Source organism: Nocardia cyriacigeorgica, assembly GCF_010858045.1.
Classification (GTDB): domain Bacteria; phylum Actinomycetota; class Actinomycetes; order Mycobacteriales; family Mycobacteriaceae; genus Nocardia; species Nocardia cyriacigeorgica_E.
The window spans coordinates 104,441-119,135 of sequence record NZ_JAAGVC010000011.1 but is presented as its reverse complement, the minus strand read 5'-3'; the positions used below and the strand labels follow the sequence as shown (position 1 = coordinate 119,135).

The window sequence follows — 14,695 nt, the reverse complement described above, 5'->3', positions numbered from 1 at the left end:
CGCGGGGCGGGCGGCGTTGGAGCGCACCGCTTCTCGTGGACGACACCGGCGCCGTCACCGTCGAGGCGGCGATCGCTGTGGCGGCGATAGTCGTGGCGGTCGTCGCGTGCATCGGTGCGCTACTGGCGGCCTCGACCCAGGTCCGCTGCGTCGACGCCGCCCGCGAGGCCGCCCGCCTCACCGCCCGCGGTGACGCCGCCAACGCCGTTCCCGCCGCTCGCGCCATTGCCCCACCCGGCGCAGAGATCTCGGTGCGCCGGGAGGGAACGCGGATTCTGGCCACAGTCACCGCCGGGACGCCACTACTGCCGCTCCTGGAACTACGTGCGGAAGCCGTCGCAACGCCCGAACCGGGTGCGGAACTGTGAGCGATCGTCAACCCCGGGCCGGGCGAATGCTACGCCGCGGCCCGTGCCGGCAGCGGACCTCGCGGCCCGGCCCGCGGCCACGGGGTGACCGGCCGGTCGGGCTTGATCGCTCGCCGCCCGCGTCGGTATCAGGACGCCCGCAGCTTGGTCCGGCGCGGTGCCGAGCGCGCACTGGTCGTGGCCCGCGCGGTGCGGAACGGAGCTCGGCCCGGACCGCGGGGCGTGGCATTGCGCTCATGCCTCGGCCTGGGTGTCTCGGCGCGGCCGGTGACGATACGAACAGGTCCACTCGGATGCGGGGTGAGGCGGGCGTCGCGACCGTATTCGCCGCGCTGGCACTGGCCGGTCTGCTGGTGCTGACGATGCTGGTGGGTCAGGTGGGCGCCGGGGTGGTGGCGCGCCATCGGGCGCAGGCAGCCGCTGATCTCGCGGCCTTGGCGGCGGCCGGCGCCCTGGCCCACGGAGCGGCGCAGGCGTGCACCGAGGGAGGTGAGATCGCGCGTCGGATGCGGATGACGATTCGCGGATGCGAGGTCGCCGAGTGGGATGTCGTAGTGACCGTGGAAGGAAAAGTACCAATGGGTCTATTAGGCGACCGAACAGTACGTGCCATGGCACGCGCCGGACCGGTCGAAGAACAGCAGTGATGGCACGGCCAGCATTTTGTTAACGGCGAGTATTCCCATTTCTTATCGATGAATTAATACGGCGCTGCTGTTAATTCTCCGGGCACTCGAGGAAAAGGGATGAACAGATCCGCATATGGATACGTGAGAGGTCATGGCTATGCACCAGTTAACATGAGAACCGTCCTCTTTATTCGGACAGCGCTGGCGAACCCGGTTACTCGGCGCACATACCGGGCTTCACCCCGGCCATCGCCGCCGCAGATGACCGGACGGTCACGCCACGGCGGCGGCAAGATCACCGTTCGGGCGGACGGCTGTCACCTGCCGGCTCGCAGCGCAGCCAGCACCGCGGTCAGCAGCCGGGCCGCACCGGCCTTGTCCAGCGGACTGTTGCCGTTGCCGCACTTGGGTGACTGCACGCAAGACGGGCAGCCCGCCGTGCACGTGCACGAGTCGATGGCCGCCGACGTCGCCGACAACCAGCGCTCGAGCTGGGCGTAGCCGCGTTCGGCGAAACCCGCGCCGCCGGGCTGACCGTCGTAGACGAACACCGTCGGCAGCCCGGTGTCGGGATGCTCGGCAATGGAGACGCCACCGATGTCCCAGCGGTCGCAGGTCGCCACCAGCGGGAGCAGCCCGATGGCGGCGTGCTCGGCGGCATGCAGGGCGCCGGGGATCTGGGCTGCCGTGATGCCTGCGTGTGCCAGCAGGTCCGGCGTCACGGTGTACAGCACGGCCCTGGTGGGCAGGGTCTGCGGCGGCAGATCGAGTTCCACCAGGTCGAGCACCTCGCCGGTGGGCAGCGTGCGCAGGTATCCGACCACCTGGCTGGTGACGGTGACCTGCGCCGATGCCGCGGTGACCGCGCCGTGGACGCGTCGGTCGAGGAATGCGTCGACGGTGAGGGAGGTGGTCTGGCGCGCGCTGGTGGTCCAGCCCGGATCGCCTTCGTGGACGAATGCGACCCCACCGTCGAGGTCGAGTTCATCCACCACATAGGTCTCGCCCTGGTGCAGGTGGACGGCGCCGGTGTGCAGGGTCGACAGGGCGCGACCGGCGTCGGCGGTGCCGAGCAGCCGGCCGGACTCGCCGTCGACGATCGCGACCGGCGCCCCGATGCCGCCACGGACATCGACGGCATCATGCGGCTGCGCATCGGCGGTGACGTACCAGCGCGCGGTGTCCGGACTGCCGTTCTCCCGGCGGCGGATCAGTCCTCGACCAGCGAGATCGGCCAGCACCGGGCGCGCACCCAGCGCCTCGGCTTCGCGGTCGGTCAGTGGCAGTTCCAGCGCCGCGCACAGCAACTGCGGTCCGAGCACATAGGGATTGCCCGGGTCGGTGATGGTGGCCTCGACCGGCCTGCCGAGCAGTGCATCCGGGTGGTGGACCAGGTAAGTGTCCAGCGGATCGTCCCTGGCCACGAGCAGGACGAGTGAGCCCTGGGTGCGCCTGCCCGCCCGTCCGGCCTGCTGCCAGAACGAGGCGACGGTGCCCGGGAAACCGGACATCACCACGGCATCCAGGCCGGCGATATCGACGCCGAGCTCGAGCGCATTGGTGGTGGCCGCGGCCAGTAGCCGCCCGTCGGAGATGGCCGCTTCCAGCTCGCGCCGATCCTCGGGCAGGTAGCCGCCGCGGTAGGCCGCGACCCGTTCGACCAGCTGCGGATCCACCTCGGCCAGCAGCCTGCGGGCCTCCATCGCCGCTGTTTCCGCGCCGCGCCGCGATCGCACGAAGGTCAAGGTGCGCGCGCCCTCGACCACCAGGTCGGCCATGATCCGAGCGGCCTCCGAGTTGGCCGACCGGCGCACCGGTGCGCCGTTTTCGCCGGTCACGGCGGTCGACAGCGGCGGCTCCCACAAGGCGACGGTGCGCGCCCCATGCGGTGAGCTGTCCTCGGTGACGGCCACACACGGCGCTCCCACCAGCCGCGATGCTGCCTCGGCGGGGTCGGCGGTGGTGGCCGAACACAGCACGAACACCGGGTCGGCGCCGTAGTGGGTGGCCAGCCTGCGTAGGCGGCGCAGCACCAGCGCGACGTGCGAGCCGAAGACGCCGCGGTAGGCGTGGCATTCGTCCACCACCACATAGCGCAGCCTGCGCAGCACCCTGGCCCAGCGCTTGTGCGAGCGCAGCATGCCAACGTGCAGCATGTCCGGGTTGGTGAAGATCCATCGCGCGTTCGCCCGCACCCACTGCCGGATCTCGCCGGGAGTATCGCCGTCGTAGGTCGCGGCGTGGATATCGCGCAGCGGGCCCTCATGGGTGAGTTCGCCGATCATGCGTAGCTGATCGGCGCCGAGCGCCTTGGTCGGGGCGATATAGAGGGCGGTGGCGGTGGGATCGTCGAGTAGACCGCTGAGTACGGGCAGCTGGTATCCCAGCGATTTCCCGGACGCGGTGCCGGTCGCGACCACCACGTGCTGCCCGCTCGCCGCGGTCTCGGCGGTGCTGGCCTGGTGCGACCACGGTGCGTCGATGCCGATTGCGGCGAATGCGGTGATGACTTCCTGACGCACCCATACCGGCCATTCGCCGACCCGTCCCGCCCGAGCCGGAAGTTCGGCCACGTGGGTGAGCCGGGAGTCCCCGTCCGAGCCCGGCGTTCGGACACGATTCAGCAACGATCGCCCGTAGCTTTCGCCGTTCGCGGTCGCGGTCCGGCTGGTCCGGTCTGCCGGATTCACTCGTTCGGACCTCCGGCGTGTCGGGAAAGTGTGAAACGTGTGCGTCCAGGGAGCGTCACCTGCCAATTCGATACCCAATAGCGACCTGGGTCACAGCCCGGTAGCCAGATGCTCGCTCGGTTATCGGGGGGCAAACGTACCGGAAGTCTGGATTCCCCCAATGTGTCCCTCACCTGCGCATTCGCAAGATCAAGTTTTTTGCAAATTGTCGGTAACTCCGCTGTTGAATTACGCAAAGACATGGTTCACTGGTTCCTGGTCGCAAGCTTCTGTGTTCGAGGGACGGATCCAAAGTCCAAACCGTCGGCAGGATCGATGTTGCGAACGATGTACTTGGTGCTTTCCTTGCAGGGGGAACCAACAGTACAGCGGTCGGAACGGGCCCGGTGGACGAACCCAGTTGTCCGCCGTTCCGGTAAGAAAAGAAGAGGAACAGAATGGCACAGGGAACTGTGAAGTGGTTCAACGCGGAGAAGGGGTTCGGCTTCATCGCGCCCGAGGACGGCTCCGCTGACGTCTTCGTCCACTACTCCGAGATTCAGGGGTCCGGCTTCCGTACCCTCGAGGAGAACCAGAAGGTCGAGTTCGAGGTCGGCCAGGGCACCAAGGGCCCGCAGGCCACCGGAGTTCGCGCGCTCAGCTGAGCTCGCATTCATCCACAGCTCGTCCCTCACCACCGGTAACGGCGGTGAGGGACGAGCTATATCTGGGGTAGGTTCCTCCGTCTCCACCCCCGCCGCGCGGGACGGCCGGACCGGGGCACTGCATACTGATCCGCGATAGCGCGTACGCTCGGTGGTTCCGATCGCAACCACTCGACCACGCGCAGCGTCAAGGTATAAACGTGTCTGGTAGCGATATACGACATCGCCACTATTGCCCTAGCCGTGCGGACGCGAACAGCGGCGCGCGGGTCGAGAAGGAAAGGTGTATTCGCCGGTGGCAACACGAGACCGCGGTGCAGCCGACCAGGGCCGTCCCCTGCGTCGTCTCGTGATCGTCGAGTCCCCGACCAAGGCCCGCAAAATCGCGCCCTATCTGGGCCGTAATTACACGGTGGAGGCCTCCGTCGGTCATATCCGGGACCTGCCGCGCGGCGCGGCGGATGTACCCGCCAAATACAAGGGCCAGCCCTGGGCGCGCCTGGGTGTCGACGTCGACCACGATTTCGAGCCGATCTATGTGGTGAGCCCGGATAAGAAGGGCAAGGTCACCGAGCTCAAGAGCCTGCTCAAGGACGCCGACGAGCTCTACCTGGCCACCGACCCCGACCGCGAGGGCGAGGCCATCGCCTGGCACCTGCTGGAAACCCTCAAGCCGAAGATCCCGGTCCGGCGAATGGTGTTCCACGAGATCACCGAGCCCGCCATCCAGGCCGCGGCCGCCGATACCCGTGATCTGGACAGCGACCTGGTCGACGCGCAGGAGACCCGCCGCATCCTGGACCGCCTGTACGGCTACGAGGTCAGCCCGGTGCTGTGGAAGAAGGTCATGCCGCGGTTGTCGGCCGGCCGCGTGCAGTCCGTCGCGACCAGGGTGATCGTTCGCCGTGAACGCGAGCGGATGGCGTTCCGTTCGGCCGAGTACTGGGATATCGCCGCCAAGCTCGACGCGGGCGATACCGGCGAGGCCGGTGGCAATCCGCGCACGTTCGGTGCGCGTCTGGTCAACGTCGACGGTGCGCGCGTGGCCTCCGGCCGCGACTTCGGTTCCGACGGTCAGTTGAAGGCCGACTCCGGCGTCGTCGTGCTGGACGAGGCGTACGCGCGCCGCCTCGCCGAGGCGCTCGACGGCGCCGACCTGGTCGTTTCCTCCGCGGAAGCCAAGCCCTACTCACGCAAGCCGTACGCGCCGTTCATGACTTCCACGTTGCAGCAGGAGGCGGGCCGCAAGCTGCGCTTCACCTCCGAGCGCACCATGCGGGTGGCGCAGCGGCTGTACGAGAACGGCTACATCACCTACATGCGTACCGACTCGACCACGCTGTCGCAGTCGGCGATCAATGCCGCCCGGTCGCAGGCCACCCAGCTCTACGGCTCGGAATATGTGCATCCGACGGCCCGGCAGTACACCCGCAAGGTCAAGAACGCGCAGGAAGCACACGAGGCGATCCGCCCGGCGGGCGATACCTTCGCCACCCCCGGTGAGCTGCACGCCCGGCTCGACAACGACGAGTTCCGGCTCTACGAGCTGATCTGGCAGCGCACGGTCGCTTCCCAGATGGCCGACGCCAGGGGCACCACGCTCACCCTGCGGATCACCGGCGTCGCGGGCACCGGTGAGGAATGCGTGTTCTCCGCCTCCGGGCGCACCATCACCTTCCCCGGCTTCCTCAAGGCCTACGTCGAGAGCGTCGACGAGGAGGCCGGCGGCCAATCCGACGACGCCGAATCGCGCCTGCCCGCACTCGAAGAGGGTCAGGGCGTCACCGCGGTGGAGCTGAACCCGGACTTGCACAGCACCAATCCGCCGGCCCGCTACACCGAAGCCTCGCTGATCAAGGCGCTCGAAGAGCTCGGCATCGGCCGCCCCTCCACGTATTCGTCGATCATCAAAACGATCCTGGATCGCGGCTACGTCTACAAGCGCGGTAGCGCGCTGGTGCCGTCGTGGGTGGCGTTCGCGGTGGTCGGGCTGCTCGAAGAACACTTCGGCCGCCTGGTCGATTTCGACTTCACCGCTGCCATGGAGGACGATCTCGACGCCATCGCCGGTGGGCGTGAGCAGCGCGGAAACTGGTTGTCCAGCTTCTATTTCGGCGGCGATCACGGTGCCGACGGCTCGGTCGCGCGGTCGGGCGGGCTGAAGAAGATGGTCGGCGAGCGGCTCGACGATATCGACGCCCGCGAGGTCAACTCGATCAAACTCTTCACCGACGCCGAAAACCGTGACGTGGTGGTGCGCGTCGGCCGCTACGGGCCGTACCTGGAGCGGATGGTCACCAATCCGGATGATCCGGAAGGTGATTCGATCTCGCAGCGGGCGAATCTGCCCGACGATCTGCCGCCCGACGAGCTGACTCCCGAGGTCGCCGAGAAGCTGTTCGCGACGCCGCAGGAGGGTCGTTCGCTGGGCGTGGATCCGGCTTCCGGGCACGAAATCGTCGCCAAGGAAGGACGATTCGGCCCCTACGTCACCGAGATCCTGCCCGAACCCGAGGAAGAGGCGGCTCCGGCGAAGAAGACCGCGAAGAAGGCCGCTGCGCCGAAACCGCGGACCGGATCGCTGTTCAAATCCATGGATCTGGCCACGATCACCCTCGACGACGCGCTGAAACTGCTGTCGCTGCCGCGTGTGGTCGGCACCGATCCGGCCTCCGGCGAGGAGATCACCGCGCAGAACGGGCGTTACGGGCCGTACCTGAAGAAGGGCACCGACTCCCGTTCGCTGGCCGATGAGGATCAGATCTTCAGCATCACGCTCGATGAGGCGTTGAAGATCTACGCCGAGCCCAAGCGTCGCGGCAGGCAGGCCGCCAGCGCCGCCCCGCTGCGCGAACTCGGCAACGATCCGGCCAGCGGTAAGCCGATGGTGATCAAGGACGGTCGCTTCGGTCCGTACGTCACCGATGGCGAAACCAATGCCAGCCTGCGCAAGGGTGACGAGGTCGAGTCGATCACCGACGAGCGGGCGGCGGAGCTGCTGGCCGATCGCCGGGCGCGTGGACCGGTGAAGAAGGCGGCGAAGAAGACCGCCAAGAAGACCGCGGCCAAGAAGACGACGGCGAAGACCACGGCCGCGAAGAAGGCGACCGCCGCCAAGAAGACGGCCGCCAAGAAGGCACCGGCGAAGAAGGCCTCGGCCAAGGCGAGCTCGGACTAGCGGTCGGCGCGGGCCGATGCGCGGGCTCCTGGCCGCGCCCGCACCGGCAGCAGGTGTCGGTGCGGCGCGTCGGCAGTGTTCGCATTGCGGCGCGGCAGAACGCTCCAGTGGGCACGGCGTGACGACACTGTTCGCGCGGCGAGTAGAGCCGGAAACCGATCGCGCACCGTCGCAGGTGATCGCGCCGCAACGACGTGTCGGTCCCGGCCGCTAGGGTGTACGACGTGGCGGGTGTCTTCGATCGGTTGGTCGGCCAGGATGCGGTCGAATCGGAGCTGACTGCTGCCGCGATCGCCGCACGCGCCGGGTCCGTCGAGGGCGCGATGACGCATTCGTGGCTGTTCACCGGCCCGCCGGGGTCCGGCCGTTCGGTGGCGGCGCTGTGCTTCGCCGCCGCGCTGCAGTGCACCGATCCCGGCACACCCGGCTGCGGCCACTGCCATGCCTGCACCACCACCATGGCAGGCACCCACGGTGACGTCCGCCGGGTCATCCCCGAGGGCCTGAGCATCAGCACCAAGGAGATGCGCGAGATCGTCCAGATCGCCGCGCGCCGCCCGAGCACCGGCCGCTGGCAGGTGGTGCTGATCGAGGACGCCGACCGGCTCACCGAAGCAGCCGGCAATGTGCTGCTCAAGGTGGTCGAGGAACCGCCGGACCGCACGGTGTTCCTGCTGTGCGCTCCCTCGGTGGATCCCGAGGACATCTCGGTCACGCTGCGTTCGCGATGCAGGCACGTCCATCTCGTCACGCCCTCGGTCCCCGCGATCGCGCAGGTCCTGCGCGAACGCGACCAGCTCGACGCCGAGACCGCCGAGTGGGCGGCCTCGGTCAGCGGTGGGCATGTGGGGCGCGCTCGCCGCCTCGCCACCGACGCCGAAGCACGCGAGCACCGCAAACGCGCCCTCGCCCTGGTCTCCGCGGTGTCCAGGCCCGGCGCCGCCTACGCCGCCGCCGACGACCTGGTGAAAGCCGCCGACGACGAAGCCAAGCAGATGAGTGCCGACCGCGACGAGCGCGAACGCGAAGAACTCGCCACCGCCATGGGTGCGGGCGGCACCGGCAAGGGCGCCGCGAGCGCCACCCGGGGATCAGCGGGCGTGCTCAAAGATCTCGAGCGCCGGCAGAAATCCCGCGCCACCCGCACCGGCCGCGACGCCCTCGACCGCGCCCTGATCGACGTCGCCGGCGTCTACCGTGACGCGCTCGCCGTCCGCTTCGCCGCCGGCACCGGTATGGGCCGTTCGCGCCGCAAACCCAGCACCGACGGGATCACGCTCACCCACCCCGACCTGGCCGACCAGATCACCGACCTCGCCGACCGCGTACCACCCGAAGGGCTGCTCCGCTCGCTCGAGGCGGTGCTGGCCTGCCGCGAAGCGCTCGACCTCAACGTCAAGCCCCGGTTCGCCCTCGCAGCCATGGTCGCGGCGCTGATCGCCGCGCAGTCCGGCTAGATGGTCACCGGGGGCGGCTGTGCTGCGCGGCAATGTCTGGTAGACGTAGCAAATCGACCACTCCGGTGGTGGACTCCCGGCCTCCGCCCTCGGCGACTCGCCGATCCATCAATGCCATGAACGGCGCGAGGAGCTCCGCGCTGACGCCTTGCTCGGCCGCGGTGCGCAACAGTGTCGCGTTCGTCGTCACCATCATCGCCAGATTCGATTCGACACCGTCGGTGTAGTCGCCGCTCGCGAGCTGGGCCGCGGTGCCGTACGAGTAGCCGGCCATCGCCTGCTGATAGGCGATCAAGCGTGGTGCGAACTCGACTGGCGAGATGTCCTCCTTCCCGATCAGCGCGAAGGCGTGCGCGGCGCCGGCGAACATGCCCCACATGCCGCTGAGCAGGGCGATGTCGTAGAGGGCGGCGAACCCGGCGTCCGCGCCCACGTACTCGACCCCGGCGGGCACCGACAACGCCTTGACATGGGCTTCGTGCAGCTCGGGCGAGCCGCTGTAGAACACGTACGCGCCCGAGCCGGGCACACCGATCATCGACGGAACGGCCATGATGCCGCCGTCGAGGAACCGCCCGCCGCGCGCGGCCACCCACTCCGACAGAGTGCGGGCCTCCGCCGGAGTGCTGGTTGTCAGATTGACGACGTCACGACCGGTCAGGTCGACACCGTCGAGCGTCGCGCGGACCGACGCGTCGTCGAGCAGGCACACAACGACGAGCCGATTCGCCGCGACAGCGGCCGCGATATCCGCCGCGACCACCGCGCCCGCCGGCGCGGGGCGGACGCTGCGGTTCCACACCGTGACCGAGAATCCGGCGGACAGCCAGGCCCGGGCCAGTGCCGTCCCCATATCGCCGAGACCGAGGACGGTGACTGCTTGCTGAGAATTGTTGTCGGACATGGCGGATAGTCTTTGCCCGGTCCCGGAGGCCCGACAAGTACGCACATCGAAGTGCGCACGCACTTCCGGGAAAGTGAACAGGCAGGTGAGAGGGGTAGTGATGCCGATTACGCGCAGGCCGGGCGCCTACACGTGCGGACTGGATGCCACGCTGTCGGTGCTGAACGGTAAATGGAAGCTGCTGATCCTCTGGCCGTTGAGCGAGCGCCCGCGCCGGTTCGGAGAACTACGCCGCGCGGTGCCCGGCGTCACCGAGAAGGTCCTCACCACCCAGCTACGCGAGCTCGAAGCCGACGGCATCGTGCACCGTGAGGTCTACGACGAGGTGCCGCCACGCGTCGAATACTCGCTCACCCCGCTCGGCGCACTGCTCAACGACGCACTGCTCCCCCTGGAGGCATGGGGCCGCGAACACCTCATGGGCGGCACCCCGCACTCGAGCCCCGCCGACCCATCACGCCCCGGCCACCAGCTTGCTCAGCCGACCCACTGAGCCCCCCGCACAGCCCGATACCCGGCTCTCGCTGCCCCGGACGAGCCCGGAACCAGGCCTCGCAGCCCGCCCCACCAGCCCACCGAGCACCCGTTTTCGCGTTCCGCCCGCCGAGACGATAGACTCGCGACGCCGAAAGGCACGCCGCCTTAGCTCAGTCGGTAGAGCGCTTCACTCGTAATGAAAAGGTCGGGGGTTCGATTCCCCCAGGCGGCTCCACTCGGAGACCAGCTCTGATCAGCTGATTCTTCATGTCGACGACGGTTCCGGTGCGGTAGGCCCCGGAACCGTTCTCGTCACGGATTGTCACATCGCCGGCTGCCGTACAACTGAACGGTGGACATTCGCACCGCTACCGAGCAGACCGAGCAGACCGCCGAACCGCTGCAATACGTTTCGGACCTCGTCGACGGCATCGCCGAACCGAATCCCGATGCGCGCACGATCACCGATCCGGCCGAAGCCGGTGAGCTGATCGCGGAAGAAGCCCGATCGCGCATCGCCGCTGTGCTCGAACGGTTCGGCGGTATCCCGGCCGTGCTGCTCAGCGGTGGGGTCGACTCGATCTACGTGGCAGCCGTTGCCGTTGCGTTGGGTGCCGAGCCGGTGGCGGTCACCGTCGTCACCGATGGTGAGCACCATGAGGCGAACGCGGCGGTCGCGGCAGCTGCGCTCGGGCTACGTCATCACGTGATCCGGCTCGGCGGCACCGATGTGATCGAGCTTTCGCGCGATGTGATGGGGCGGCTCGGCACCTCGGAACTGTGGGAGGTCACGGCCGGGATTCCGCTCGTCGCGGCCCGCCGGGTCTTCGACACGATCCCGGACCTGGGCGCGATCCTGGGCGGAAGCGGCGCCGATGCCATATTCGGCGGCGGTCGCCAGTTGACGCATCCGCCCGCCTCCCATGCAGCCCGGGCTGAACTCGACCGGCTGATCAGAGCCGAATCCGCGGCGAACTTCCGCTACGACCGGCTCGTCCCGCACTTCTATCCAGCCCTGTTGGACGGATACGCCGACCGCTTGATCCACGTCTACCAGACGGTCCGCTGGTGGCACCTCGCCGAGACCTTCGCCCCATCCGCCCTCTTCGGCACCCGCGATGGCCGCGCATTCGACAAATTCGCCCTCCGCATGGCCTGCGACGCTGCCCTGCCCGCGGAATCGAAACACCTTGCCTGGTCGCCGAAATCACCGATCCAACGCTCATCCGGCCTGATGGGCGCCCTCGTCTCCGCCGCAAGGGCATACGCCGCCGACCTCCCCGGCGCACAGACCTACTCCGACCCGATGACCGAGGACGCCGAAGCCGTCGCCACCCGCCTGTACCTGGCCATCATCGAGAAGGGATAACCCCTCGCCGCCTGCCCTCCTCGCCACCGGCCGGCCAGCGGTGCCCGCGCCGGTAGACCCGCACCGGAGTAATCAGGGTCGCCAGTTCGGTGACGATCATCCGGTACGGCTCGGCGTGCTCGAAGGTCGGCACGACCACGGCAGTCGCCGCGTGATCGCCCAAATGCTGCGCGAGCGCCATCGCCGCCACCAGCGGCCGGACGTCGAGCCCGACTGTGAAAACCAACCGATACCCGTGCCGTTCGGCGAGCGCACCGAGATCGGCCCCGTCTTCGCCGGGTACTCCGCGCCGCACCAATCCGATTGCCTTCGGCGTGCAGTCCATTCCCAATACCCCTCTGTCCCGTAGTTGGCTCGCTCCCGCCGCCGGAGATCAGACACCCGGCGGCGGGGCATGCTGCTGACAGTGCTCGCTCGGGGATGTCCTGGCGACGACGCGGCGGGTGTCTTCTGGTCAGCAAATAGGGCGACATTTCGGCGTCATTCGGGTTACGGTGGCAGCTATGCGAACGACACCCAATACCGCGCTGCGGGCCGCTCGTACGGCCCGTTTGATGAGCCAGGACGATCTGGCGCGGGCGCTGCGGGAGGCCGGATGTGTCAGCGCGACCAAGCGGCTGGTGCAGCGCTGGGAGTCCGGTGCGACGGCCTACCCCCGGCCGAGTCACGCTCAGGCGCTCGAACGGGTGATGAAGCTGCCGATCGAATCGCTCGGGTTCGGGGCGGTGCGGGCGGGGCGCGGAATCGGTGGCCTCAACGACAACAGCCGAGATGTCGAGTCGCCGGTCGGCGCCTTCGACAGCGTTCCCGCAGCGGCGGCGCGGGTGAGCGGCGATCATTCGGGAGTGTGGCTGAGCCGATACGAGTACTACTCGACCGGACGCGACGCGACGTTCACTGTCGCCCATTACGCCGTGGTCTTGCATCACGACACCCAGATCACCGTGCGCAGCTTGCCCGGGTCGTCGCCGTCGGTCACGGAGATGGACCTCACCGTGGACGGCAATGTCGCGACCGGCACGTGGTCCGAACGCACCGCGGTCGACGGGTACTACCGTGGCGCTCGCTACCACGGAGCGGTACAACTGCTCATCGACCCGACCGGCAACCGGATGGCCGGGAAGTGGATCGGATTCGGGAAGGACTTCGAAATCAACTCGGGTCCATGGGAATTGGTTCTCCAAGAGTCGAATACCAGCAAGTCGACTCTCGACGCGTATCAGCGGCCGGTCGAGGCATAGGCTGAGGGCATATGCCGGAGTTGGTCGTGCCTGCGGTGCGATGGCGTTCGGGGTGGCTCGAGGCACATGCCGAGTGGGGGCCGGGGGTGCATGAGGACGGGTTCGGATTGCGGCCGTCCGATGACGTCGAGTCGGCAACCGGATTCGCGGCATGGGTGCAGCGACTGCTGGATGAGTCGAGTGGGGTGATGCCCGCGGCGGCGCGGTGTACCTACCGGTGGATCGTCGACGATGATCGGGTGCTCGGTGGGATCGCACTACGGCATGGGGGCGAAGACGACGTGCTGCGGGTGGGGCACATCGGGTATGGCATCCGGCCTTCGGCGCGTGGGCGCGGGCTGACGACGTGGGCTCTTGGCCGGATGCTCGATGAGGCGCGGGGGCTCGGGATGGGGCGGGTGTTGGTGATCTGCGCGGCCGGAAATGTCGCTTCGGCGAAGACGATCGAGCGCTGCGGTGGCGTGCTCGAGGCGATTGAGGAGACCGAGCTCGGTCCGGCCCGGCGGTACCGGATCGCGCTCGATCGGCTTCGCGTCTGAGGTGCGGCGGCCCGCTACGTCCGCGCGGCCGTGGAGCAGCAGGCGGCGTCGGCTTCGGTGGTTGTGGTTCCGCAACAGCGGGATTCGTCGTCGGCGAGCAATTCCGGGGCCTTGCCGAAGGTTTCGCTGTCGGCTAGGACGGTGTAGACCTCCCAGTGTTCTTTGTCGGGTGCGGTTACCCAGACCTTGTCCTGGGTGGCGAAGCAGCAGGTGGTGTTCATTTCTTCCTCGGTGAACAGGCCGGCCTCGGCGAGGCGGGTGATTTCGGAGTGGACGGTGTCGGTGGATTCCACTTCGACGCCGAGGTGGTTGACGGAACCTCCGTGGCCCGGGTTTTCGATGAGAACGAGCTTCAACGGTGGTTCGGTGATCGCGAAGTTGGCGTAGCCGGGCTTGCGTTTGGCCGGCTCGGTGCCGAAGAGGGTCGAGTAGAACTTCACCGACGCCTCGAGGTCGTCGACGTTGAGGGCGAGTTGGATGCGGGACATGACAGAACCTCCACCTGTGAGACATATATCGAAGAGCTGACAGGCATCAGCTTGCTCACCTTTTCGACATATGTCAATACCCGGCGTAAGGTGGATTTCGTGCCGAAAACTTTGCCCCTGGTGGATATGTCGGCGCCGGTGTGTTGCGCTCCGGTGGCCGCAGGCCCGGTCGACGATGCCGCCGCCCTCGAGGTGGCGCTGCGCCTGAAGGCGATCGCGGACCCGGCGCGGGTCAAACTGATGTCACTGCTGCTCACCTCGGCTGATGGCGCGGAGAGCACGGGCGAGCTGGCCCGCGCGCTCGGACTCGCCGAATCGACGGTCAGCCATCACCTCGGCCAGCTCCGGAAGGCAGGTCTGGTGCGGTCCGAGCGGCGCGGGATGAGCGTATTCCACCAGGCGCGCCGCGACGCGCTGTCCGCACTGTGCGTGGTGCTCGATCCGAATTGCTGCTGAGCCGGCCGTACCGGTGCTGGGCTGTGCCGGTTCCGGGCTGTCCGTGCGGTGTTGGGCCGACCGTGCGTGGCATGGCCAGCCGCGCTGGGGTTGAGCTGGTCGCGCTGGAATTGACCTGGGCCGGCGCCGGTGTTCGGCAGTCGTGCTGGTGTTGAGCCGGCCGAGTGCGGCGCTGGGCCCACCACCCTGCTGTCGGGCCCGGCTGCGTTGCCATTGAACCGGCCGAGCCGTGTTGGGTCGGCCGAGTCGGTGTCG

The 14,695-nt window shown here is 68.2% G+C and carries 14 protein-coding genes and 1 tRNA gene; 11 read left to right on the top strand and 4 right to left on the bottom strand.

All coding sequences use genetic code 11. The features are described from left to right. Positions 1 to 35 precede the first annotated feature (35 nt). Both GV790_RS13430 and GV790_RS13425 read left to right on the top strand, forming a co-directional pair. On the top strand, positions 36 to 368 hold the full coding sequence (locus GV790_RS13430; protein ID WP_163813676.1) for a TadE family type IV pilus minor pilin: 333 nt from the start codon (positions 36 to 38) through the stop codon (positions 366 to 368). A gap of 293 nt (positions 369 to 661) precedes the next feature. Then, positions 662 to 1,015, top strand: coding sequence for an Rv3654c family TadE-like protein (locus GV790_RS13425; protein ID WP_163813675.1), 354 nt, complete (start codon positions 662 to 664; stop codon positions 1,013 to 1,015). A 299-nt stretch (positions 1,016 to 1,314) separates the two neighbouring features. Here the strand turns inward: GV790_RS13425 and GV790_RS13420 are convergent, their stop codons facing one another. Continuing rightward, the gene (locus GV790_RS13420) at positions 1,315 to 3,624 is read right to left on the bottom strand and encodes a DEAD/DEAH box helicase (protein ID WP_163813674.1); all 2,310 of its coding nucleotides are present in this window, start codon (positions 3,622 to 3,624) and stop codon (positions 1,315 to 1,317) included. Positions 3,625 to 4,124: 500 nt separating this feature from the next. Between GV790_RS13420 and GV790_RS13415 the strand changes: the two genes are divergently transcribed. From GV790_RS13415 to GV790_RS13405, 3 genes are all read left to right on the top strand, one after another. Further along, a complete protein-coding gene (locus GV790_RS13415; protein ID WP_011206895.1) occupies positions 4,125 to 4,331 on the top strand; it encodes a cold-shock protein in 207 nt (68 codons plus the stop codon). Positions 4,332 to 4,626: 295 nt separating this feature from the next. Continuing rightward, positions 4,627 to 7,509, top strand: a complete 2,883-nt coding sequence (gene topA, locus GV790_RS13410) for a type I DNA topoisomerase (protein ID WP_163813673.1) — start codon at positions 4,627 to 4,629, stop codon at positions 7,507 to 7,509. A gap of 224 nt (positions 7,510 to 7,733) precedes the next feature. Beyond that, positions 7,734 to 8,966 carry a DNA polymerase III subunit delta' gene (locus tag GV790_RS13405; RefSeq protein ID WP_163813672.1) on the top strand — a complete coding sequence of 411 codons (1,233 nt, stop codon included), beginning with the start codon at positions 7,734 to 7,736 and terminating at the stop codon, positions 8,964 to 8,966. A gap of 4 nt (positions 8,967 to 8,970) precedes the next feature. On the opposite strand, the gene GV790_RS13400 is transcribed toward GV790_RS13405, so the two are convergent. After that, on the bottom strand, positions 8,971 to 9,870 hold the full coding sequence (locus tag GV790_RS13400) for an NAD(P)-dependent oxidoreductase (RefSeq protein WP_163813671.1): 900 nt from the start codon (positions 9,868 to 9,870) through the stop codon (positions 8,971 to 8,973). Between the two features lie 100 nt (positions 9,871 to 9,970). On the opposite strand from GV790_RS13400, the gene GV790_RS13395 reads away from it, so the two are divergent. The 3 genes from GV790_RS13395 to GV790_RS13385 all read left to right on the top strand — a co-directional run bounded on the left by GV790_RS13395 (position 9,971) and on the right by GV790_RS13385 (position 11,716). After that, positions 9,971 to 10,363: a winged helix-turn-helix transcriptional regulator gene (locus GV790_RS13395; RefSeq protein WP_163813670.1), complete on the top strand. Its 393-nt coding sequence runs from the start codon at positions 9,971 to 9,973 to the stop codon at positions 10,361 to 10,363. A gap of 143 nt (positions 10,364 to 10,506) precedes the next feature. Continuing rightward, a tRNA-Thr gene (locus GV790_RS13390) sits at positions 10,507 to 10,582 on the top strand. A gap of 117 nt (positions 10,583 to 10,699) precedes the next feature. Beyond that, positions 10,700 to 11,716 carry an asparagine synthase-related protein gene (locus tag GV790_RS13385; protein ID WP_163813669.1) on the top strand — a complete coding sequence of 339 codons (1,017 nt, stop codon included), beginning with the start codon at positions 10,700 to 10,702 and terminating at the stop codon, positions 11,714 to 11,716. Here the strand turns inward: GV790_RS13385 and GV790_RS31090 are convergent. After that, complete coding sequence (locus GV790_RS31090) at positions 11,700 to 11,897, bottom strand: hypothetical protein (RefSeq protein WP_256673259.1); 198 nt, start codon at positions 11,895 to 11,897, stop codon at positions 11,700 to 11,702. The genes GV790_RS13385 and GV790_RS31090 overlap by 17 nt on opposite strands. Before the next feature lie 322 nt (positions 11,898 to 12,219). Here GV790_RS31090 and GV790_RS13375 point away from each other — a divergent pair, with 322 nt between their 5' ends. Both GV790_RS13375 and GV790_RS13370 read left to right on the top strand, forming a co-directional pair. Continuing rightward, entirely contained in the window at positions 12,220 to 12,957 is a 738-nt protein-coding gene (locus tag GV790_RS13375; protein ID WP_256673258.1) for a helix-turn-helix domain-containing protein, read from the top strand. An 11-nt stretch (positions 12,958 to 12,968) separates the two neighbouring features. After that, positions 12,969 to 13,496, top strand: coding sequence for a GNAT family N-acetyltransferase (locus GV790_RS13370; protein WP_163813668.1), 528 nt, complete (start codon positions 12,969 to 12,971; stop codon positions 13,494 to 13,496). 14 nt (positions 13,497 to 13,510) lie between these two features. Here GV790_RS13370 and GV790_RS13365 read toward each other — a convergent pair whose 3' ends face one another. Continuing rightward, a complete protein-coding gene (locus tag GV790_RS13365; RefSeq protein ID WP_163813667.1) occupies positions 13,511 to 13,984 on the bottom strand; it encodes an ArsI/CadI family heavy metal resistance metalloenzyme in 474 nt (157 codons plus the stop codon). 99 nt (positions 13,985 to 14,083) lie between these two features. Here GV790_RS13365 and GV790_RS13360 point away from each other — a divergent pair, with 99 nt between their 5' ends. Then, positions 14,084 to 14,440: an Rv2640c family ArsR-like transcriptional regulator gene (locus GV790_RS13360; protein WP_163813666.1), complete on the top strand. Its 357-nt coding sequence runs from the start codon at positions 14,084 to 14,086 to the stop codon at positions 14,438 to 14,440. Positions 14,441 to 14,695 lie beyond the last annotated feature (255 nt).

What these genes read in the sequence shown, in the direction of transcription:
- GV790_RS13425 (WP_163813675.1), top strand. Translation starts at nt 662, where the DNA reads ATGCGGGGTGAGGCGGGCGTCGCGACCGTATTCGCCGCGCTGGCACTG.
- GV790_RS13415 (WP_011206895.1), top strand. Translation starts at nt 4,125, where the DNA reads ATGGCACAGGGAACTGTGAAGTGGTTCAACGCGGAGAAGGGGTTCGGC.
- GV790_RS13400 (WP_163813671.1), bottom strand. Translation starts at nt 9,870, where the DNA reads ATGTCCGACAACAATTCTCAGCAAGCAGTCACCGTCCTCGGTCTCGGC.
- GV790_RS13395 (WP_163813670.1), top strand. Translation starts at nt 9,971, where the DNA reads ATGCCGATTACGCGCAGGCCGGGCGCCTACACGTGCGGACTGGATGCC.
- GV790_RS31090 (WP_256673259.1), bottom strand. Translation starts at nt 11,897, where the DNA reads ATGGCGCTCGCGCAGCATTTGGGCGATCACGCGGCGACTGCCGTGGTC.
- GV790_RS13375 (WP_256673258.1), top strand. Translation starts at nt 12,220, where the DNA reads ATGCGAACGACACCCAATACCGCGCTGCGGGCCGCTCGTACGGCCCGT.
- GV790_RS13370 (WP_163813668.1), top strand. Translation starts at nt 12,969, where the DNA reads ATGCCGGAGTTGGTCGTGCCTGCGGTGCGATGGCGTTCGGGGTGGCTC.
- GV790_RS13365 (WP_163813667.1), bottom strand. Translation starts at nt 13,984, where the DNA reads ATGTCCCGCATCCAACTCGCCCTCAACGTCGACGACCTCGAGGCGTCG.